Genomic DNA, 18,471 nt, shown 5'->3' on the forward strand with positions numbered 1-18,471 from the left:
CGCTTTTGGGGCCCTAACCCAGGCTTTTGCGCAGCCAGTCGGCAAAAGCCGCGCATTCCCAGCGGTCCATGGTGCCGGTGCGCCAGCACAGGTAGTGCGCATGCGGGCTGGGGACATTGCCGGCAAACACCGCGTTGCTGCCCAGGCGCACCAGCGAGCCGTTCTCCAGCCAGGGCGCGCCCAGCTTGAGGCGTATCAGCGCGATGCCCATGCCGGCCGCGGCGGCGTCGCACATCAGGCCTATGTCGTTGAACTGGGAGCCGTCGGCGGGCTCGGGCCAATCGAGTTTATGGGCGGCGAACCAGGTGCGCCAGGGCTCCAGCGGCGAACGCAGCAGGCTTTCGCCTTCCAGGTCTTCGGCCGCTTCAAAAGGGCCGTGCTCACGCACAAAGGCGGGCGAGGCCAGCGGCGCGACCTCGTCCTTGCTCAGGCAGACGTGTTCGAGGTCCGCGTAGCGGCCGGTGCCGAAGCGCACGATCAGGTCGGCATCCTCGGCCACCACGTCCAGCAGCGGAATCGACACCTGCAGGGTCAGGTCGATTTCGGGATAGGCGTCGGTGAACTGGCGCAGCCGCGGAATCAGGATGGAGCGCGCAAAGGTCGGCGTGACCGCCAGGCGCAGCTTGCGCTTGCCGGGCGTGCTGCTTTGGCCGGCGGCACCCGGAAATTTTTGCAAGGTGGCCAGGCCTTCGCGCACATGGGCAAGGTATTCGCTGCCCTCGGTGGTCAGCGAAAAATCGGCGCGCCCGAACAGCTTGGTGCCTATGATCTGCTCGAGCTGTTTGACGCGGTGGCTGACCGCGCTGGGCGTGACGCACAACTCCTCGGCCGCCTGCGTCACGCTGCGCAGCCGCGCCAGCGCCTCGAAGGTCAGCAGGCATTGGATCGGAGGAATGCGCGCCGGCGTGGCCATGGTGTTTATTTAAAGATGACCGTCTTGTGGCCGTTGAGCAGCACGCGGTGCTCGCTGTGCCACTTGACGGCGCGGGCCAGCACCTGGCTTTCGGTGTCGCGGCCCATGGCGGTCAGGTCTTCCACGGTCTTGCTGTGGTCGGCGCGCGCCACGTCCTGCTCGATGATGGGGCCTTCGTCGAGGTCGGCCGTCACATAGTGGGCGGTCGCGCCTATCAGCTTCACGCCGCGGTCGTGCGCCTGGTAGTAAGGCTTGGCGCCCTTGAAGCTGGGCAGGAAGGAGTGGTGGATGTTGATGGCGCGGCCCGAGAGCTTCTGGCACAGCTCGTTGGAGAGCACCTGCATGTAGCGCGCCAGCACCACGAGTTCAGCGCCTTCGGACTCGATGATCTCCAGCTGCTTCGCCTCGGCCTGGGCCTTGGTGGCCGCGGTGACCGGGATGTGGTGGAAGGGGATGTTGTAGCTGGCCGCCAGCTGGTAGAACTCGCGGTGGTTGGAGACGATGGCGCGCACGTCGACCGGCAAGAGGCCCGATTTGCAGCGAAACAGCAGATCGTTGAGGCAGTGGCCTTCCTTGCTCACCATGATGACGGTGCGCATGGGCTGGGTGGTGGCATGCAGCTTCCAGTTCATGCCAAAGGGCTGGGCAAAGGCTTTGAGCCGGCTGGAGAGTTCCTCGTGGCCCAGCTTGTCGCAGGCGAACTGCACCCGCATGAAGAACAGGCCCGTGTCGTGGTCGTTGTATTGCGCGGCTTCTTCGATATTGCCGCCGTTGTCCAGCAGGAAGCCGGACACGGCATGAACGATGCCCATACGGTCCGGGCAGGACAGGGTGAGGATATAAGCGTGATTCATAGGGGATGAATTGTCGCAGGTGAGGCCGGCGTCCGCCCGGAAGTGCCAGAATGCCAGGACACCCCCTTTTCAGACGCAGGAAACACGCCATGGCCTATCAGGATTTCAACATGGAGCACCACTGGCTCCCCTTCACGCCCAACCGCAGCTTCAAGAAGGACCCGCGTGTGTTCGTGGCCGCCGACGGCATGCACTTCACCACGCACGACGGCCGGCAGGTCATAGACGGCATTTCCAGCCTGTGGTGCGTGGGCGCCGGCCACAACCGCAAGCCCATCAACGACGCCATCAAGAAGCAGCTGGACACGCTGGACTACGCAACCGCCTTCCAGGCCAGCAACGACCAGGCCTTCAAGGCCGCCGAAGTCATCGCGGGCATGGCGCCCGGCGACCTCAACAAGGTGCTGTTCTGCAACTCGGGCTCGGAGGCGGCCGACACCTCGCTGAAAGTCGCGCTGGCCTACCACCGGGCGCGCGGCGAGGGCCACCGCAACATCTTCATAGGCCGCGAGAAGGGCTACCACGGCGTCGGTTTCGGCGGCATGAGCGTGGGCGGCATTCCGGCCAACCGCAAGGTCTACGGCGCCGCGCTGCTGCCGCGCGTGGACCACATGCGCTTCATCCACGACCCGGTCAAGCACGCCTACATCAACGGCGCCGAACCTGTGTGGGAAGAAGACCTGTTGCTGGAACTCGAAAACCGCATCCTGCCGCTGCATGACCCGAGCAATGTGGCCGCCGTCATCGTCGAGCCGGTGGCCGGCAGCGCCGGCTGGTACCTGCCGCCCAGGGGTTACCTCAAGCGCCTGCGCGAGATCTGCGACAAGCACGGCATCCTGCTGATTTTTGATGAGGTCATCACCGGCTTCGGCCGCCTGGGCACGGGCTTCGGCGCCGACTACTATGGCGTGGTGCCCGACATGCTGAACTTCGCCAAGTGCGTGACCAACGGCGTGATCCCGCTGGGCGGCGTGATCTGCTCGGACCGCATTTACGACGGCATGATGAATGCCAACAGCGGCGCGCCCGAGCATGCCATCGAGTTTTTCCACGGCTACACCTATTCGGGCCACCCGGTGGCTTGCGCGGCGGCGATCGCGACGCTCAGTTTGTTCAAGGAAGAAAAGCTTTATGAGCGCGCGGGCCAGATGGGCAAGGTGCTGGGCGATGCCATGCACAGCGGCCTCAAGGGCCTGCCCAATGTGATCGGCATCCGCGCCCTGGGCCTGGCCGGCGCGGTGGAACTGGCGCCCGTGGCCGGCGCGCCCGGCAAGCGTGCTTACGACGTCTTCATGGAGTGCTTCCACCACGGCGTGCTGGTGCGGCCGGCGGCCGACAACATCGTGGTCTGCCCGCCCTACATCGTCGAGAAAGCGCACATAGACCGCATCGTCAATGTGGTGGCCGACGCGATCCGTAAATACGCCTGAGGCGTGTCAGCGATGCCTGGCGCTCAGGGCTTGGGCGCCATCTTTTTGTCCAGGCCTTCGCAGTAGTCCTTTTCGGGCAGCGCGGGCGTTTCCCACACCGCATCGAAAGCCTCAGCCTGGTCGCTGGCCGCGGCGCCGCCGGCGCGCAGGCGAACGGCCTTGGCCTTCACATCCGCAGGCAGGTGCTGCGGCACGCCCAGCTGGCGATCCGCATGGCCGCTGCCGGCCAGCAGCAGCACGGTTTTTCCCGGCAAGGCGGCCTGGGCCAGAGTGTTGGCCATGGTGATGTCCTTGGCGATCTGCAGGCGCGCCATGGGCGTGACCTGGCTCTCGGGCAGCAGGTTGCAGTGGCCGGTGCGCATCAATTGCTGCTGCGCCTTCAGGGCCGGGCCTGGCAGCTGCAGGTCGAGCCGGCTGTCGGCCATGCGGGCCGGCATCAGCGCGCGCGGCAGGTTGGCGCCCAGCACCGGCACGCCGGCCCGCACGGCCGTCATCACGGCGGGGCCGTAGGCGGCCCAGGGCCAGCCCTTGTCGTTCCAGGCCAGCGCGTTGCGCACCTGCTGCTCGGTAGCGCTGGGTTTGAGCGCCGAGGTGCTGGTGCCGGTGTCGGCCATTTCCAGTGCCAGCGCAGCCAGCGTGCCGCGCGCCGCGAGCAGGGCGACGACCTGCTGCTGGATTTGCTGGTGTTCGGCCGCATCATGCTGCTCGCCGAGGATCAGTACCTGCGCCGGAAGCACGGCTTCCAGCCGGGCCGAGGTTTGCGCGCTTTCAGCGCCGGGCGGCTGCAGGATGGGCGCCTCGGGCCGGCCCGCGCAGCCGGCGGCCAGGGCCATCGCGACCGTGCACAGCAGCCATGCCAAAGGACGAGGGGCGGCAAAATAAGGCATCGTTGGATACTACTCCAGCCGGTTTTTGTCGGCCGCGCCCTAAGCCATGCTGTCTTTTCCCCTCCCTGCCCGCGTCTTTTCCGCACGTGTCGTCCTGACGCTGCTCATGGCCTGGACCGCCGCCTCCCTGTGCGTCTGGCTGCGCACGCCTTTGCCGTGGATGATTGGCCCGCTGCTGGCGACCGCCGTGGCCTCCATGCTGGGCGGCCCGACGGCCAGCTGGACGCCGCTGCGCAACACCGGGCAATGGGTGATTGGCTGCGCGCTGGGGCTTTACTTCACGCCGCAGGTCGTCACCCTGCTCGCCGGCCTGTGGTGGGCGATTGCGCTGAACATCGTCTGGGCACTGGCCCTGGGGTTGGCTTTCGGGGCCTGGCTTTACCGGGTGCACCATGGGCCCGGGCCGTTCCAGGTGAAAGGCCTGTCGCGCATCACGACCTACTTTGCCGCCCCCATAGGGGCAGCCTCGGAAATGACGCTGATGGCCGAGCGCCACGGCGCGCAGACTGACCTGGTGGCCTCGGCGCACAGCCTGCGCGTGCTGCTGGTCACGCTGGTCATTCCCTTTGGTTTCCAGTGGGCGGGCCTGCACGGGCTGGACGCCACCCTGCCGGGCGCGCGTGTGGTGCAGTGGCCAGGCCTGGCCCTGCTGGCCGTGCTGACCGGCATGGGCTGTTGGGCCATGCTCAAGCTGGAGCGCACCAACCCCTGGTTCATAGGCGCCCTGGTGGTGTCGCTGCTGCTGACGGCTTTTGGCTTCACGCTCTCAGCCCTGCCGCAGTGGATGACCAATGCCGCGCAGCTGGTTATAGGCATCAGCCTGGGCGTGCGTTTTACCAGCGGCTTTGTGCACATGGCGCCGCGCTGGCTGGGTTCAGTGGCGCTGGCCACGGTGGGAATGATCGCGCTGTGCGCGGGGTTTGCGTGGTCTCTGGCCCAGTTCACCAGCCAGCACTGGGCCACGCTGTTGCTGGGCACCTCACCCGGCGGAATCGCCGAGATGGCCATCACGGCCAAGGTTTTGCAGCTGGGTGTGCCGGTGGTCACGGCCTTTCACGTCACCAGGCTGGCGGCTGTGCTGCTGCTGGCCGAGCCCATGTACCGGTGGATTTACGAGAAGCGCCTGGCAGCGCAAACTGAAATCCCGCCGGCCGAGTGAGCGGCCGTGGGGGGGGCTAGTGCATCGACATGGGGGTGTTTGCGAGCCCGCTGTAGCCCTCCAGCGTATCTTCGATTTCTTCCTGCGTGGGCGTGTTCTGTGCCCATGCGCTCAAACGTTGCTGGAACATTTCGGCCCAGGAGCCGTCCAGGTAGACCTCTTTGCCCGAGCGCTTGTCCACGATTTCAAAGCCGTGGCGGGCCAGTTGGGGAACGGCGGGCGCGGGTGCGGATTCTTCCGGCGCGTTCGCGTGAATCTGCAGCACGGCAAAGGAGTCGGAGTCGTAAAGCATTTGCATGGTGAAGTCCTTTCTCGTCAGATAGCTACGATGAGGCCAAGTTCAAGAGTCCGCACCATCCGGCATGCAAGAGTTCGGTAAAGACGCGCGACATCGTGTGAAACCGCACATAAAGCCCGCGCAGGCGTGCGGCAATCGCAACGCGGTTCAGCGCGGCCAGGGCGGGACGAGGGCCCTCAACCCTTGCTGAGGGCGCCGAGCTGCTGGTCGATGAAATCCCCATTGGACTGGGTGATCTTGTTGCGCACGGGCAGGTAGCCCAGTGAGGGCGCGTACCAGATCTCCACCTTCTGGTCGAATTCGCGTCGCGGCTGGCGCGTGAGCTTGACTGCGACCAGTTCGCCGAAAGGCAGGGAGATTTTTTCCTCAGCCTCCACCAGGAAAGTCCAGGTTTCGGCATCGCGCGGGCCCACGGTGTAGATCGAGATCGTCGACCCCGCCGGGAAGCCGGCCGGGTTGCCCGCCAGCATGCCGCCCAGTTGCATGAACACGCTGACCCGGTCCTGCGCGCCCTTGACCCAGGGCAGCGTGGGCGTGTTGGCACTGAAGCTGATCTGGTTTTTCTCAGGCTCGAAATGCGCGGCTACTTCGGTTCGGGATTTGTCGGAAAAGCGCGTGGGCGCCAGGCCCTCGGGGCTGAGCTTCCCGGTGCTGGCCATGCTGCGTGAACCGAGGAACAGGGCACTGACGCGCATCAGGGCGTCATAGGCGTCGCCGCTGTTCTGCCAGCGCAGCTCGGCATTCGCAAAATAATTCATGCCTTTGGCGTTGCCGGTCATTTTGTAGTCGAGCACGATGCTTGCGGGCAAGGCGATAGTGGTCACCGGCACCTCGGCCGGGCCGGCGGGCGCAGCCTCGGATGCACTTGCGGCGGGGGTTTCGGCCCTGGCGGCGGCTTCTGCGAGCAGGTCTGAGGGCGTGGGCGCGTCGGGCACGTAGTCGGCCGGCCGCTGTTTGGGCGCCCGGACCGGCTCGACCTCGTTGTCTTCCTCCGCGGGCTCTGCCCTGGCCGCGACCGGGGGTTTCCTTGCAGGCGCGGGCGCAGCCTCGGGCTGCGGGGCCGTTTGCGGCGGTGCAATGCTGCGCGTCTCAAAGGGCCGCGCGGGCAGCGGCACGGTATCCCGTCCGAGGCCGAAACGCGCCGGCACAAAGGTCAGCACCAGCGTGTGCACGGCCAGCACCAGCACGGCCAGCCAGGCCAGCGCGCGCCGGGGCGGCGCGGGATAGGAAGAGGCGGCCAACGTGCTCATGCTGCTTCGAAGCCCAGGTCGCGCGAAAGTTGCCGGGCCGCCGCCGCCAGGGGCCGGGCCACCGCGCCGTCCCACTCGGCGTCAAAGGTGGCCAGCGAGCCCAGCGCCACCATGCCCAGGGCCAGGTGGCCGTCGGCGTCGAAGACCGGCGCGCAAAAGCCGGCCACGCCCGGCAGCAATGTATTGACGGCACGCGCCATGCCGCGGCGGCGCACTTCCTCCAGCACCTCGGCCAGTCCGGCCATGGTGGTGGGGACGTCCTGGCGCGCCAGCTTCTGGTTGCGCGCCAGTTCGTCCTTGACCAGCAGCGCCAGCCGGCCCTGCGGCCTGCCGGTGGCCAGCAGGCGCGGCGATGAAAACGCGGTAAAGCACAGGCCCGTGGCCGAAGACAGCAGCGGCATCACGTCGCCCAGCCGCAAGTTGACCGTCACCGCCCGCGGCGACTCTTCCCAATGCACCAGCGTGGGCCCCTGGTTGCCCCAGACGGCCAGGGCCAGGGTCTGGCCGGTCTGCGCCATCAGGGGCTGCAGGCGCTGCCGGGCCAGTTTCACGCTGTCCAGCCTGGAAAGGGACGCCAACCCCAGCTTGAGCGCCGCCGGGCCCAGGTCGTACAGCGTGGTGGCCGGGTCCTGGACCACCATTCCCAGCCGCTGGAAGCTCACCAGGTAGCGGTGGGCCTTGGCCGCGCTCATGCTGGCCGCCGCCGCCAGGTCGCGCAGCATCAGGGCGCCTGGCGAGGTGGAAAGCACTTCCAGCAGGGCAAAGCCGACTTCGAGCGACTGTATGCCCGCGCGCTGCGGCGCCGTGCTGCGGCGTGCGGGGGCGGTGGCGCCGGGGCTTGCTTTCATGGGCTTGAAGGGCTTGACTAGAATTTCAGGTTCGCCGTGGGGCTGTGGATGCATGGATCGTAACGCGGGTCCGCCAGCCGCCGCCGGCCACGGCATACACGGCACAATCAAGGCCTGCGGCGAAAGCCGGCAGCCACCCACCAGGATATCGATGAAACTCGCCACTTACAAAGACTCTTCACGCGACGGCCAGCTCGTCGTGGTGTCGCGCGATCTCTCCACGGCGCATTATGCGACCGGCATTGCGGGCAAACTGCAGCAGGTGCTGGACGACTGGAACTTCATGTCGCCGCAGCTGCAGGACCTCTATGAGACGCTGAACCACGGCAAGGCGCGCCACGCCTTTCCCTTCGAGCCCTCGCGCTGCATGGCGCCGCTGCCTCGCGCCTATCAGTGGGCCGACGGTTCGGCCTACATCAACCATGTGGAGCTGGTGCGCAAGGCCCGCAACGCCGAAGTGCCGGAAAGCTTTTACAGCGACCCGCTGATGTACCAGGGCGGCAGCGACGATTTCATAGGCCCCTGCGACGACGTGGTCGTGGCCAGCGAGGACTTCGGCATCGACTTCGAGGCCGAGGTCGCCGTGATCACCGGCGACGTGCCCATGGGCGCCACGCCGGCCCAGGCGCTCGAGGGCGTGCGCCTCTTGATGCTGGCCAACGATGTCTCGCTGCGCAACCTGATTCCCAATGAGCTGGCCAAGGGCTTTGGCTTCTTCCAGAGCAAGCCGGCCACGGCCTTCAGCCCGGTGGCGGTGACGCCCGACGAGGTGGGCGATGCCTGGGACAAGGGCCGTTTGCACCTCACGCTGCAAAGCACCTGGAACGGCCGCAAGGTCGGCATGTGCGAGGCCGGCCCTGAAATGACCTTCCATTTCGGCCAGCTGATCGCCCATATCTGCAAGACCCGCAATGTGCGCGCCGGCAGCATCGTGGGCTCGGGCACCGTCAGCAACAAGGACTGGAGCCACGGCTACAGCTGCATCGCGGAAAAACGCGCGATCGAAACCATAGAAGACGGCAAGCCCAAGACCGAGTTCATGAAATATGGCGACACGATTCGCATCGAGGCCAAGGGCAAGGATGGGCTCTCAGTGTTCGGCGCCATCGACCAAAAAATTGTCGAGAACGTCTGAGCCGCCCTGAATAAATCCAGCAGAGGCAGCGGAACCGGCTTTGCCGGGCCGCAGGCGCCGCCCCCTTGAGGGGGAACAGGCTACACGCAGTGAGCCTGGACGGGGGTGCTATCTGGAGTATGCTTTGCGGGAGCCGTCTTCAAAGACGGCATCGTCGCTCAGCAGCTTGCCTTCGTTGTCCCAGGTTTTCTCGCGCGTGATGCGGCCGCGCTCGTCGTAGCTTGATTCGGCCACTAGCTTTCCGGCCTCGTTGAAGCGCTGGTGTGTGCCCAGGGGTAGTTGTCGGTAGCGGCTGGAATTGCTGTAGCGGCCTGCCCTGGCGATGTTCCCGTTGTCGAAAAAATCGGTGGCTTGCAGCCAGGCGCTGTCACCCTCGCCGCCGAACTCGGTTTTGCTGCGCGGCTGGCCGTTGAGGTAATAAGACTGGTCGCTCACCAGTTTGCCTTCGGACCATTTCCTGTCGCGCGTCAGGGTGCCGCCGTCGGCGAATTCCTGCTCCCGCTCCTTGAGCGAATTCCTGGGCGTTTCACTGTCCAGCTTCCATTGGATTTCCCGCCGCTTGACGCCGGCGTTGTTGAAATGGCGCTCAATGCGGGTGCTGCCCGACACCTCATCCAGGTAATCCGGCTTGCCGCCCTCGCCCAGTGTTTCATGGCGTATGCGTTTTCCGGCCAGGTAGCTGCTGGTGCCGTTCAGCACGCCCTTGCTGCTGAACAGTTCGATTTTCGAAGCGCCGCCCGAAAAACCGCACCAGCGGGCGTCATCGGCCGGCGCCGCCAGCAGGGGCTTGTCGCCGCAGCGCATGGCCTGGAGCTGGCCGCGATCGTTGAATTCGGCATAGGCCTGCTCGACGCTGCCGCCCGCGCGCGGGCCGTAAAACACGATGCGCCGCAGTTGCCCGTTGGCGTGAAAGCTGCGTGCCAGGCCGGCCTCGGTGCCGTTGTCGTACACGGTGTCGCGCAGCACCTGGCCGTCCGCTGCGAATTCGCGCGCGCGGCCGTGCCGGTTGCCGCGCTCGTTTTCGCTGTATTCACGCTGCAGCTTGCCGTTCTGGTAGAAGCGCACCAGGCCCATGAACTTGCCGCCCTGCAGTTCCTGCTCACGCATCAGCTGGCCCGAGTCCCGGTCCTTGCAGCGCATGACGCCGGTCTTGCCGGCGGTGGTGTTTCCGTTGTTGGGGTTGACGCTTTCGCCGTTGATTTCGCAGTCTTGCACGGCATGCGCCCAGGGCGAGGCCAGTGCGCAGGCGGCAAGAAGGACCAGGCGTTGCGCGGATGCTTTCATGCGGCGGCCCCGGTCTGGGTGATGAACAGCCGTATGCCGCGCAGGAACATCTCGACCGAAATCGCCACGAGGATCAGGCCCATGAGCCGCTCAAACGCCATCATGACGCGGTCGCCGGCCACGCGCTGTATGCGCTCGGACAGCACCAGCACCACGGCGCAGACGGCCATGGTGACGCAGAGCGCGGCAACCCATTCAAGCCGGCGCTCCGGCGCCTGCGACACCAGCAGCATCACGGTGGCCAGCGCCGAGGGCCCGGCCAGCGCGGGAATGGCCAGCGGCACGATCAGCGGCTCGCCCAGCAGGGGCGCGGCCTCGGGCTGGTCCGAGGGGAAGATCATGCGCAGTGCGATCAGGAACATCACGACGGCGCCGGCGATCTGCAGCGACAGGTCGCTGAGGTTCATCAGGCGCAAAAAGCCGTCGCCGACGAACATGAAGGCCAGCAGCAGCAAAAAGGCGATCAGCACCTCGCGCAGGATGACGAACATGCGCCGCTCGGGCGCCACGCCTTTGAGGGCATTGGCAAAAATCGGGATGTTGCCGAAGGGGTCGGTGATCAGCAGCAGCAGGACCGTGGCGGAGGCGAAGGTATAGGCCATGGCACAAGCTTATCAGGCCGTGCGCGCGGGTGAGGGCCAAAAACCGGTTGACGTCCCGCCCCGGCGCTGCACAATGAAGACAAGGGCGCGAGCCGCCCCGTCCTTCAATGCCATCATGCCCAACATGCCAGGAGACACATTCATGAGTGACGCAGACAACCCTTCCTTCCCCGGTTTCGGCAAGCTGGTGCCCGGCTTTGATTTCCTGCAGAACCTGGCCAAACAGGCGGCCGGCAGCGCCACGCAGAGCATCCCGCAGCTGCCCAACCTCGGAAACTGGGTGGCGCCCACGCTCAATGTCGAGGAGCTCGACAAACGTATCGAGGAGCTCAAGGCCGTGCAGTTCTGGCTGGACCAGAACGCCACGGCGCTCAAGGCCACCATCCAGGCGCTGGAAGTGCAGAAGATGACCCTGGCCACGCTCAAGGGCATGAATTTCAACATGGGCGACGTGGCGAACGCCTTCAAGCTCAAGGTCGCCGACAGCGTGGCCGGCGGCGTGCAGCGCGTGGCCGACAAGGCCAGGACGTTTTCGGGGCTGGAAGTGCCGCCCTCGAGTTTTGGGACGGGCAAGCCCGCCGCCAAGGCCGCTTCCACGTCCAAGGCCAAGGCGCCCGCCGCGGGCAAGGCCGCCGCCGCGCCGGCCGGCGTGGTCGACCCCATGCAGTGGTGGGGCGCGCTGACCCAGCAGTTCCAGGCGATCGCGACCGACGCCATGAAGGATGCGGCCAAAAAAGCCGCGATGGACACGACCAAGAACCTGGCCACGGGCCTGGCCAAGGACGCGATGAAAACCGCCACCGGCATGGCCACGGGCATGGCCCGCAACATGGCCGAAACGGCGGGCAAAACCATGGCGGGCGGCGCGCGCGCGGCCATGAACACCGCGCTGCGCAGCAGCCAGGGCTGGCCCACGCCGGCCGCCGGCAAGACGCCCGCAAAAGCTGCCGGGAACGCCGCCGCTAAAACCAAACCCAAGGCGCCGGCGCGCAAGGTCGCGCGCAAAACCGCACGTTGAACGACACTGGACCCACCCCCGACTTTCACTGAATTTCACCAGGACCCCATGAAGCTTTTCCCCTACGGCCACGCCACCCATCCGCAATGGCAGATGGCGGCTGGCCTGGTGCTGGCGCAGCTGCGCGCCTACCAGGCGCTGCCCGGCTACGCCAAGTCGCCCACGCTGGCGCTGCTTTACATCACCGACCACTATGCAGCCCATGCGCAGGACATCCTGGACCACCTGAGCGCCGAGCTGCCCGACATCACCGACTGGAGCGGCACGGTGGGTGTGGGCATCGCCTCCAACAATGTCGAGTACTTCGACGAGCCGGCCCTCACGGTGATGCTGTGCGAATTGCCGCACGACCAGTACCGGGTGTTTTCCGGCGTGTCGCCGCTGCCGCCGGCCAGCAGCGGCCGCTTCAAGGCGCACACCGCGCTGGTGCACGCCGACGCCGCCACGCCCGATGTGGCTGAACTGATCGCTGAAATGGCCGAGCGCACCCACAGCGGTTATGTGTTCGGCGGCCTGGCCTCCAGCCGCTCCGGCACCGTGCAGTTCGCGCTCAGTGGGCACGGCAACGTCAAGGGGCAGGGGGCCGCCGGCGGCGTGTTCAGCGGCGGGCTTAGCGGTGTGGCTTTCGGCCAGGGCGCGGCGCTGATGTCGCGCATCACCCAGGGCTGCCGGCCGGTGTCGGCCGACCATGAAATCACCGCCTGTGAGTCCAATGTGGTGACGGAGCTTGATGGCAAGCCGGCGCTCGACGTCATGCTGGCCGACCTGGCCGTGTCGCTGGACCAGCCGCGCGAGGCGCTGGCCAAAGTACGCACCACCCTGGTCGGCCTGAGCCGGCCGGCCGACATTCCCGATGACGGCGCGGCCCATGCCGCGGGCCGTCGCGCGGGTCAGTTCGGCGCCGAGGTGCGGGTGCGCCACCTGATAGGGCTGGACCCGTCGCGCCGGGGCATCGCCATCGCCGAGGTGCCGGCCGTGGGCATGAAGCTGGCCTTTTGCGAACGCAATATGGAGGCCGCGCGCGCCGACCTGATCCGCGTCTGCGCTGAAATCCGCGAAGAACTGGAGCCCGAGGAAGTCACGCTGGAAGTCGCCAGCGCCCTGAGCGCCTCGGAAGCCGAATCGGCGCCGCATGCGGCGCGGCGCATTGCCGGCGCGGTTTACGTGAGCTGCTCAGGCCGCGGCGGGCCGCACTTCGGCGCGCCCAGTGCCGAGATGCAGATCGTGCGGCGCGCGCTGGGTGATGTGCCGCTGGTGGGGTTTTTTGCCGGCGGCGAAATCGCGCGGCACCACCTCTACGGCTATACCGGTGTTTTGACCGTGTTTACAGCACCAGCCTAGAGAACCTGCGCTTCGAGCAGCTCCACAGGATCGCCATAACGCGCGGCCAGCGCCACCACGGCGGGGTCGCGCAGCGCGCACAAAAACCCGTCCTTGATCAAGGTGTTGCCGCCCGCGGTCACCGTCGCATCCAGCGTGATCAGGTCCATGTGCACCGGCGGCTCTTCCCAGTCGGGCATCACGCGGCGTATGTAGTCGCTGGGCTGGGCCAGGTCTATGCCGAAGTGCAGCGCGCCGGGCGCGTTGGAGCCGGCCGGGTAGACCGTGTGGCGCGGCGCCTTGGGGTTGAAGCCGCAGCCGCCGCCTTCGATCATGCGGCCGCCCACCAACATCTCGCGCAGGATGACCGCTTCTTCCGAGGTGCCCTCGACCGCAGAAATCGTGTCGCCCTCAAAACGCACGGCGATTTTTTCCTCAAAGGGTTTGGCGAAACCGACCGCCCATTGCGGATACAGCACGCCGGCCATGGGCACCACGGCCTTGAAGTCGTTTTTGACCGAGTTGTGGTCCCAGAGGTTGGGGCCGTGCGTGGGCAGGTAGTGCACATAACAGCCGTCCTCCTCGGCTGTCATCTGGCCGCGCCAGCGGTTGGTGGCCAGCTGGTTGGCGCGCATTTCCTGCGTGAAGCTGATGCGAAAGTCGCTGCCGCGCGGGTCGGTAAAGCGCAGGTCGAAGCCGCCCTCGGCCGGGTAGCGGGCGGCCGTGCCGCGGATGATCTCGCCGATCAGGTCGACCGGAAAGCGCGCTTGCGGCGTGTGCAGCAAATCGAGGTTGCGAAAGTAGGTGATCTTGACCCAGCGCTGGCCGGCGCGGCGCAAGTTGATGCACAAAGGGTCGAGGATGGAGCAAAACCACGTCGACACCACAAAAGTGGCCTTTTTGAGCATGGCATGCACTTCTTCCGGCACCGCCGTCACTTGGGTGCTGGGCTCCATATAGACACGCACCTCGGCGCCGCGCGACTTGGCGACGCCGATCACCGCATCGATCACCCGCGGGTCCAGCAGCGGGTCTGCCAGCATCAGCACCCTGTCCCCCGGGCGTATCGCCATCACGCGCGAAAAATTGTCCAGCGCCTGGAAAAAGTACTTGGTGTCGGTCAGATTGGCCGCCACGGGGATAGGCAGGCCGACGTAAGTGGGGCTTGGGTTCATCGTGGTTCCGTTAAGAATTGCATGCACAAAATTCGTATTTTTGGCATCAAACAGCTGGATATTAGCAGTAAGTGCGATATTTTCTTAGTCGACTAATGTAATTGCATGCAATTGACTGCCGCGCCTACTGAACCCGCAGGGGCCGCGGAACCGGCTTTGCCGGGCCGCAGGCGCCGCCCCCTTGAGGGGGGAACAGGCTACACGCAGTGAGCCTGGACGGGGGGTTACCTGCGCAGCGCGGCAAAAGCCTCAAACTCCCAGCTCCGCATGGCCAGCAGCAGCGTAAAACCCTCGCGGTCTTTCTCGCCCAGCTTCTGGTCCGTCTGGTGCTGCTGGGCAAAATCCTGGGCCACGCGCTGCATGCGCTCCAGGAAGGAGGGCGCCAGGCCACGGCTGATGGAGCCGTGCACCAGCAGCAGGCCTTCGCCCTCGCCGTCGAAGCCGCCTGAAAAATAGTCGAGCAAGGCGTTCTCGCGGAAGTAATCCATCACCGGCCCATGCGGGCGCCAGCGAAAGGTCTTGGCGAGCTTGAGCCGGTAGCGGTTCAGGGGCTTGAGCTCGATGATGCCTATGCGGTCCAGCTGCGCGAGGTATTTGATGCATTCGGCCTCCGAGAGCCGGTAGCTGCTGGTGATCTGCTCCAGCGTCCACTGCGAGAGCACACAAATCGCGGTCAGCAGCAGCTTTTTGTCGGCCACCACGGCTTTTTCCTGCGCCTCCGTCAGTTCAGCCAGCAGCGGCTGGGTGTCGGCGATGCGCCTGGCGAGATCGGCAAAGTCCAGCTTGAGCGCGCGGCAGATCGCGTCTATGCGCGACAGCGGCATGTCCCCCTTGGCCAGCATGCGCTTGACGCTGGATTCGGCCATGCCCAGTTTGGCGGCCAGGTCCGCATAGGTCATGCGCGCGGCCTTGAGTTCTTTTTTGAGGACGGTGACGAGGTCGGCGGTGGTGCTCATGGGTATCGATTATCGGTACTTTCGGTTTGAAGCGGCTCCACCGCACTGAATTTTGATGCCCGCGGCCCATCCCGCCCCGCACAGTGCGGCTCACTCATATATAGACAGAGGAGCTTTTCGCATGCAGACCACCCCCTCCATTCTTCATCGCCGGGTTGAGCCGCTCCCCTGGCACGCGCGGCCGGCTGCCTTGGCCCGGCGCCGTGAATGCGTGCTTGCCCTTGTCTTCTTTCTAATGCTGGCTGCCGCGCTGCTGGGGCCTTCGCTGGCGCAGCCCGTCCACTACCACGACTTCGCCGACCAGCGCAGCTGGGGCTGGCTGCCGCATGCCATGGATGTCATCAGCAACCTTCCCTTTGCGCTGTGGGGCATGGTGGGTATCTGGGCGCTGCTGCGGGCTGTGCGTGAGCAGGCCGTCAGTGCCGCGGCGGCGGCCATGGCCGGGCTTTTTTTCGGCGGCCTGTGGGTGACGGCGGCGGTGTCCGCGACCTACCACCTGCAGCCCGGCGACGCCGGCCTGGCCTGGGACCGCGGCGGCATGGTGCTGGCTTTTGCCGGGCTGTTGGGCCTGGCGGCGATGCGGGCCGTCAGCACGCGCGCCGGCATGGCGCTGGCCACGGCCGTGCTGGTGCTGGGGCCGCTTTCCGTCTATGCCTGGTCGCTGAGCGGCAATGTCCTGCCCTGGGCGGTCTTGCAGGGAGGCGGCATGGCGCTGATCCTGGGCTTTGCCTGCCTGCGTCCTGCACAGGCCTGGGAGCTGCCGGTGCGCTGGGGACTGGTGATCGCCATCTACGCGCTGGCCAAGCTGCTGGAGCTGGGCGACCACGCGGCCTATGAATGGACCGGCCAGCTGGTGTCGGGCCACAGCCTCAAACACATGGTGGCTGCCTGCGCCGCCTGGCCTGTGGTGTCGGCCTTGCTAGCCGCGCGAAAAATCAGGGCAGAATCCCATGCACTGTCCAGAAACAGAGTAGGCCAGCCGCTTCGGCGCGAAGCCCGCCGCACAACAATCAAAACGAGGAGTCACGCATGAGTGTTGATCAGGCCACGCCGGTGTCGCCGCCGCCTGTCCAGGGGCATCCGAACCAGTTCGCGCTGCTCAAGCAGCGCCGCTTCGCACCTTTTTTCTGGACGCAGTTTTCCGGCGCGGCCAACGACAACCTCTTCAAGTTCGCTTTCACCGTGATGGTGACCTACCAGCTCAGCGTGAGCTGGCTGCCCCCGGCGCTGGCCGGGCTGGCCATAGGCGCGCTGTTCATCCTGCCCTTCCTGCTGTTCTCGGCCACCAGCGGGCAGCTCACCGACAAGTTCGAAAAAACCCGGGTGATCCGTTTCGTCAAAAACCTCGAAGTCGTGATCATGCTGATCGCGGCCGTCGGTTTCATGAGCGGCAACGCCAACGTCCAGGTGCCGGTGCTGCTGGGCTGTACCTTTCTGATGGGCCTGCATTCCACCATCTTCGGCCCGGTCAAGTTCGCCTACTTGCCGCAGGCGCTCAACGAGCGCGAACTCACGGGCGGCAACGGCATGGTCGAGATGGGCACTTTTGTGGCCATCCTGCTGGGCCAGGTCGTGGGCGGGCTGATGGTGGCCGTGCCGCAGGTCGGGCCCGACTATGTGGCCATGGCCTGTGTGGGCCTGGCCCTGGTGGGCCGGGTGGTTTCGCAGTTCATCCCGCTCACGCCGGCGACCGACCCGGGCCTGAAGATCAACTGGAACCCGGTAACGGAAACCTGGCGCAACCTCAAGCTCGCCAGCGACAACCTGGTGGTGTTTCGCTCCATGCTGGGCATCAGCTGGATGTGGTTTTTCGGCGCCGTGTTCCTGAGCCAGTTCCCGAGCTTTGCCAAGGAAGTGCTGCACGGCAACGAGCAGGTCGCGTCCCTGCTGCTGGTGGTGTTCTCCGTCGGCATCGCCACCGGCTCGCTGCTCTGCGAGGTGCTCAGCAAGCGCCACGTTGAAATCGGCCTGGTGCCGGTGGGCGCCATCGGCATGAGCGTGTTCGCGGTGGACCTGTATTTTGCCTCGCGCGGCCTGCCCGCCGTGCCCATCATGAGCGTGGGCGAATTCGTGGCGCAGCATGCCCACTGGCGCGTGATGCTGGACCTGGCGCTGCTGAGCCTGTTCGCGGGCTTGTACAGCGTGCCCATGTATGCCTTGATCCAGCTGCGCAGCCAGCCCACGCACCGGGCCCGCATCATCGCGGCCAACAACATTCTGAACGCGCTGTTCATGATCGTCAGCGCCATCCTGGCCGGCGCGCTGCTCAAGGCCGGCTTCAGCATTCCGCAGATCTTCCTCTTCGTGGGCCTGGCCAATGCGGTGGTGGCTTTTTATATCTTCATGCTGGTGCCCGAGTATTTGCTGCGCTTTATCGCGCTGATCGCTTCGCGCCTGGTCTATCGTTTCAAGATCACGGGCGACGACCATATCCCGGCGCAGGGCGCGGCCGTGCTGACCTGCAACCATGTGAGTTTTGTCGACCCGGTACTGCTGATGGCCGCCAGCCCGCGCCCCATCTATTTCGTGATGGACCACCGCATTTTCAAAATGCCGGTGCTGGGCTGGCTGTTCCGCCTGGCCAAGGCCATCCCCATCGCACCGCGCACCGAAGACCCGGCGCTCTACGAAGCGGCCTTCGAGGCGGCCGCCAAGGTGCTGCGCGATGGCGACCTGCTGGCCATCTTCCCGGAAGGCGGCATCACCAAAAACGGCGAACTCCAGGCCTTCAAGGGCGGCATCATGAAGATCCTGGAGAACGCCGAACGCGACGGCCTGCAAGTGCCCGTCGTGCCCATGGCGCTGACCAACCTCTGGGGATCGTTTTTCAGCCGCGTTGAAAGCGGGACCGCGATGAGCAAGCCGTTTCGCCGGGGGTTTTTCAACCGGGTGGGGCTTAACGTAGGCGCCCCCCTGGCGGCTGAAAAAGTCGCGCCCGCGGACCTGCAGGTCCGGGTGGCACAACTCCTGCAACAGGGAAACACATGAAATCACTTCAATTCTTCAAAGCCGGAGGGCGTTTGTCGCGCGGCGGCTTCTGGCTTCACGGCCTCATCGTCTGGGGGCTGTTCTACCTGGTCTGGGCCGCGCTCGGCAATGCCTCGTCCGGCATCCTGACCTGGGTGATCAACCTGCCGGCGCTGGCGGCGCTGGTGCTGATCTGCATCCGGCGCCTGCATGACCGGAACTACTCCGGCTGGTGGTTGTTGCTGGCCGCCGTCCCCGTGCTGGGGGCGCTCTGGCTGGTCTGGCAGCTGGCGCTCAGGCGAGGCGTTGCCGATGGCAACCGCTGGGGGGCGGACCCCTTGCAGGCGCACGGTGACTACCTCGTGGTGCGCTAGG

Annotated in this window: 18 protein-coding genes; 8 read left to right on the forward strand and 10 right to left on the reverse strand. The window is 65.9% G+C overall.

The window, feature by feature from the left end:
- Window positions 1-13: 13 nt before the first annotated feature.
- Entirely contained in the window at window positions 14-913 is a 900-nt protein-coding gene (locus BLQ85_RS18825) for a LysR substrate-binding domain-containing protein (RefSeq protein WP_074579228.1), read from the reverse strand.
- Between the two features lie 5 nt (window positions 914-918).
- Entirely contained in the window at window positions 919-1,767 is an 849-nt protein-coding gene (purU, locus tag BLQ85_RS18830) for a formyltetrahydrofolate deformylase (RefSeq protein ID WP_074579230.1), read from the reverse strand.
- 89 nt (window positions 1,768-1,856) lie between these two features.
- Here purU and BLQ85_RS18835 point away from each other — a divergent pair, with 89 nt between their 5' ends.
- Complete coding sequence (locus BLQ85_RS18835; RefSeq protein ID WP_074579232.1) at window positions 1,857-3,197, forward strand: omega-aminotransferase AptA; 1,341 nt, start codon at window positions 1,857-1,859, stop codon at window positions 3,195-3,197.
- A 23-nt stretch (window positions 3,198-3,220) separates the two neighbouring features.
- Here the strand turns inward: BLQ85_RS18835 and BLQ85_RS18840 are convergent, their stop codons facing one another.
- A complete protein-coding gene (locus tag BLQ85_RS18840; protein ID WP_074579234.1) occupies window positions 3,221-4,084 on the reverse strand; it encodes a ChaN family lipoprotein in 864 nt (287 codons plus the stop codon).
- A gap of 46 nt (window positions 4,085-4,130) precedes the next feature.
- Between BLQ85_RS18840 and BLQ85_RS18845 the strand changes: the two genes are divergently transcribed.
- The gene (locus BLQ85_RS18845) at window positions 4,131-5,243 is read left to right on the forward strand and encodes an AbrB family transcriptional regulator (protein WP_074579236.1); all 1,113 of its coding nucleotides are present in this window, start codon (window positions 4,131-4,133) and stop codon (window positions 5,241-5,243) included.
- Window positions 5,244-5,259: 16 nt separating this feature from the next.
- Here the strand turns inward: BLQ85_RS18845 and BLQ85_RS18850 are convergent, their stop codons facing one another.
- The 3 genes from BLQ85_RS18850 to BLQ85_RS18860 form a co-directional block, all read right to left on the reverse strand.
- Entirely contained in the window at window positions 5,260-5,541 is a 282-nt protein-coding gene (locus BLQ85_RS18850) for a BTH_I0359 family protein (RefSeq protein WP_074579237.1), read from the reverse strand.
- A gap of 176 nt (window positions 5,542-5,717) precedes the next feature.
- A complete protein-coding gene (locus tag BLQ85_RS18855; RefSeq protein ID WP_074579239.1) occupies window positions 5,718-6,791 on the reverse strand; it encodes a DUF3108 domain-containing protein in 1,074 nt (357 codons plus the stop codon).
- Window positions 6,788-7,639: an IclR family transcriptional regulator gene (locus BLQ85_RS18860; RefSeq protein ID WP_074579242.1), complete on the reverse strand. Its 852-nt coding sequence runs from the start codon at window positions 7,637-7,639 to the stop codon at window positions 6,788-6,790. The genes BLQ85_RS18855 and BLQ85_RS18860 overlap by 4 nt, the downstream gene beginning before the upstream one ends.
- Window positions 7,640-7,790: 151 nt before the next feature.
- Between BLQ85_RS18860 and BLQ85_RS18865 the strand changes: the two genes are divergently transcribed.
- A complete protein-coding gene (locus BLQ85_RS18865; RefSeq protein WP_074579463.1) occupies window positions 7,791-8,774 on the forward strand; it encodes a fumarylacetoacetate hydrolase family protein in 984 nt (327 codons plus the stop codon).
- Window positions 8,775-8,882: 108 nt separating this feature from the next.
- On the opposite strand, the gene BLQ85_RS18870 is transcribed toward BLQ85_RS18865, so the two are convergent.
- The gene (locus BLQ85_RS18870; protein WP_074579243.1) at window positions 8,883-10,058 is read right to left on the reverse strand and encodes a toxin-antitoxin system YwqK family antitoxin; all 1,176 of its coding nucleotides are present in this window, start codon (window positions 10,056-10,058) and stop codon (window positions 8,883-8,885) included.
- On the reverse strand, window positions 10,055-10,660 hold the full coding sequence (locus tag BLQ85_RS18875; protein ID WP_074579245.1) for a MarC family protein: 606 nt from the start codon (window positions 10,658-10,660) through the stop codon (window positions 10,055-10,057). Before BLQ85_RS18875 ends, BLQ85_RS18870 begins: the two co-directional genes overlap by 4 nt.
- A gap of 142 nt (window positions 10,661-10,802) precedes the next feature.
- On the opposite strand from BLQ85_RS18875, the gene BLQ85_RS18880 reads away from it, so the two are divergent.
- Together BLQ85_RS18880 and BLQ85_RS18885 are read left to right on the forward strand one after the other, a co-directional pair.
- Complete coding sequence (locus tag BLQ85_RS18880; RefSeq protein WP_074579247.1) at window positions 10,803-11,678, forward strand: PhaM family polyhydroxyalkanoate granule multifunctional regulatory protein; 876 nt, start codon at window positions 10,803-10,805, stop codon at window positions 11,676-11,678.
- Between the two features lie 48 nt (window positions 11,679-11,726).
- Window positions 11,727-13,019 carry an FIST signal transduction protein gene (locus tag BLQ85_RS18885; protein WP_074579250.1) on the forward strand — a complete coding sequence of 431 codons (1,293 nt, stop codon included), beginning with the start codon at window positions 11,727-11,729 and terminating at the stop codon, window positions 13,017-13,019.
- On the opposite strand, the gene BLQ85_RS18890 is transcribed toward BLQ85_RS18885, so the two are convergent.
- Window positions 13,016-14,173, reverse strand: a complete 1,158-nt coding sequence (locus BLQ85_RS18890; RefSeq protein WP_074579252.1) for a hypothetical protein — start codon at window positions 14,171-14,173, stop codon at window positions 13,016-13,018. The genes BLQ85_RS18885 and BLQ85_RS18890 overlap by 4 nt on opposite strands.
- Before the next feature lie 224 nt (window positions 14,174-14,397).
- On the reverse strand, window positions 14,398-15,129 hold the full coding sequence (locus BLQ85_RS18895) for a helix-turn-helix domain-containing protein (protein ID WP_074579254.1): 732 nt from the start codon (window positions 15,127-15,129) through the stop codon (window positions 14,398-14,400).
- A gap of 235 nt (window positions 15,130-15,364) precedes the next feature.
- Here BLQ85_RS18895 and BLQ85_RS18900 point away from each other — a divergent pair, with 235 nt between their 5' ends.
- Genes BLQ85_RS18900 through BLQ85_RS18910 form a run of 3 tightly spaced genes read left to right on the forward strand, consistent with a single transcriptional unit; the run spans window position 15,365 to window position 18,470 of the window.
- Window positions 15,365-16,162 carry a hypothetical protein gene (locus tag BLQ85_RS18900; protein ID WP_254806484.1) on the forward strand — a complete coding sequence of 266 codons (798 nt, stop codon included), beginning with the start codon at window positions 15,365-15,367 and terminating at the stop codon, window positions 16,160-16,162.
- Window positions 16,159-18,117: an MFS transporter gene (locus BLQ85_RS18905; RefSeq protein ID WP_074579258.1), complete on the forward strand. Its 1,959-nt coding sequence runs from the start codon at window positions 16,159-16,161 to the stop codon at window positions 18,115-18,117. Before BLQ85_RS18900 ends, BLQ85_RS18905 begins: the two co-directional genes overlap by 4 nt.
- Window positions 18,114-18,470 (forward strand): DUF805 domain-containing protein, encoded by a 357-nt coding sequence (locus tag BLQ85_RS18910; protein ID WP_083336916.1) that lies wholly within the window; start codon window positions 18,114-18,116, stop codon window positions 18,468-18,470. Before BLQ85_RS18905 ends, BLQ85_RS18910 begins: the two co-directional genes overlap by 4 nt.
- Window position 18,471 lies beyond the last annotated feature (1 nt).

The sequence above is a fragment of the Polaromonas sp. JS666 genome (assembly GCF_900103405.1).
Lineage (GTDB): Bacteria > Pseudomonadota > Gammaproteobacteria > Burkholderiales > Burkholderiaceae_C > Polaromonas.

What these genes read in the sequence shown, in the direction of transcription:
- BLQ85_RS18825 (WP_074579228.1), bottom strand. Translation starts at nt 913, where the DNA reads ATGGCCACGCCGGCGCGCATTCCTCCGATCCAATGCCTGCTGACCTTC.
- purU (WP_074579230.1), bottom strand. Translation starts at nt 1,767, where the DNA reads ATGAATCACGCTTATATCCTCACCCTGTCCTGCCCGGACCGTATGGGC.
- BLQ85_RS18835 (WP_074579232.1), top strand. Translation starts at nt 1,857, where the DNA reads ATGGCCTATCAGGATTTCAACATGGAGCACCACTGGCTCCCCTTCACG.
- BLQ85_RS18840 (WP_074579234.1), bottom strand. Translation starts at nt 4,084, where the DNA reads ATGCCTTATTTTGCCGCCCCTCGTCCTTTGGCATGGCTGCTGTGCACG.
- BLQ85_RS18845 (WP_074579236.1), top strand. Translation starts at nt 4,131, where the DNA reads ATGCTGTCTTTTCCCCTCCCTGCCCGCGTCTTTTCCGCACGTGTCGTC.
- BLQ85_RS18850 (WP_074579237.1), bottom strand. Translation starts at nt 5,541, where the DNA reads ATGCAAATGCTTTACGACTCCGACTCCTTTGCCGTGCTGCAGATTCAC.
- BLQ85_RS18855 (WP_074579239.1), bottom strand. Translation starts at nt 6,791, where the DNA reads ATGAGCACGTTGGCCGCCTCTTCCTATCCCGCGCCGCCCCGGCGCGCG.
- BLQ85_RS18860 (WP_074579242.1), bottom strand. Translation starts at nt 7,639, where the DNA reads ATGAAAGCAAGCCCCGGCGCCACCGCCCCCGCACGCCGCAGCACGGCG.
- BLQ85_RS18865 (WP_074579463.1), top strand. Translation starts at nt 7,791, where the DNA reads ATGAAACTCGCCACTTACAAAGACTCTTCACGCGACGGCCAGCTCGTC.
- BLQ85_RS18870 (WP_074579243.1), bottom strand. Translation starts at nt 10,058, where the DNA reads ATGAAAGCATCCGCGCAACGCCTGGTCCTTCTTGCCGCCTGCGCACTG.
- BLQ85_RS18875 (WP_074579245.1), bottom strand. Translation starts at nt 10,660, where the DNA reads ATGGCCTATACCTTCGCCTCCGCCACGGTCCTGCTGCTGCTGATCACC.
- BLQ85_RS18880 (WP_074579247.1), top strand. Translation starts at nt 10,803, where the DNA reads ATGAGTGACGCAGACAACCCTTCCTTCCCCGGTTTCGGCAAGCTGGTG.
- BLQ85_RS18885 (WP_074579250.1), top strand. Translation starts at nt 11,727, where the DNA reads ATGAAGCTTTTCCCCTACGGCCACGCCACCCATCCGCAATGGCAGATG.
- BLQ85_RS18890 (WP_074579252.1), bottom strand. Translation starts at nt 14,173, where the DNA reads ATGAACCCAAGCCCCACTTACGTCGGCCTGCCTATCCCCGTGGCGGCC.
- BLQ85_RS18895 (WP_074579254.1), bottom strand. Translation starts at nt 15,129, where the DNA reads ATGAGCACCACCGCCGACCTCGTCACCGTCCTCAAAAAAGAACTCAAG.
- BLQ85_RS18900 (WP_254806484.1), top strand. Translation starts at nt 15,365, where the DNA reads ATGCTGGCTGCCGCGCTGCTGGGGCCTTCGCTGGCGCAGCCCGTCCAC.
- BLQ85_RS18905 (WP_074579258.1), top strand. Translation starts at nt 16,159, where the DNA reads ATGAGTGTTGATCAGGCCACGCCGGTGTCGCCGCCGCCTGTCCAGGGG.
- BLQ85_RS18910 (WP_083336916.1), top strand. Translation starts at nt 18,114, where the DNA reads ATGAAATCACTTCAATTCTTCAAAGCCGGAGGGCGTTTGTCGCGCGGC.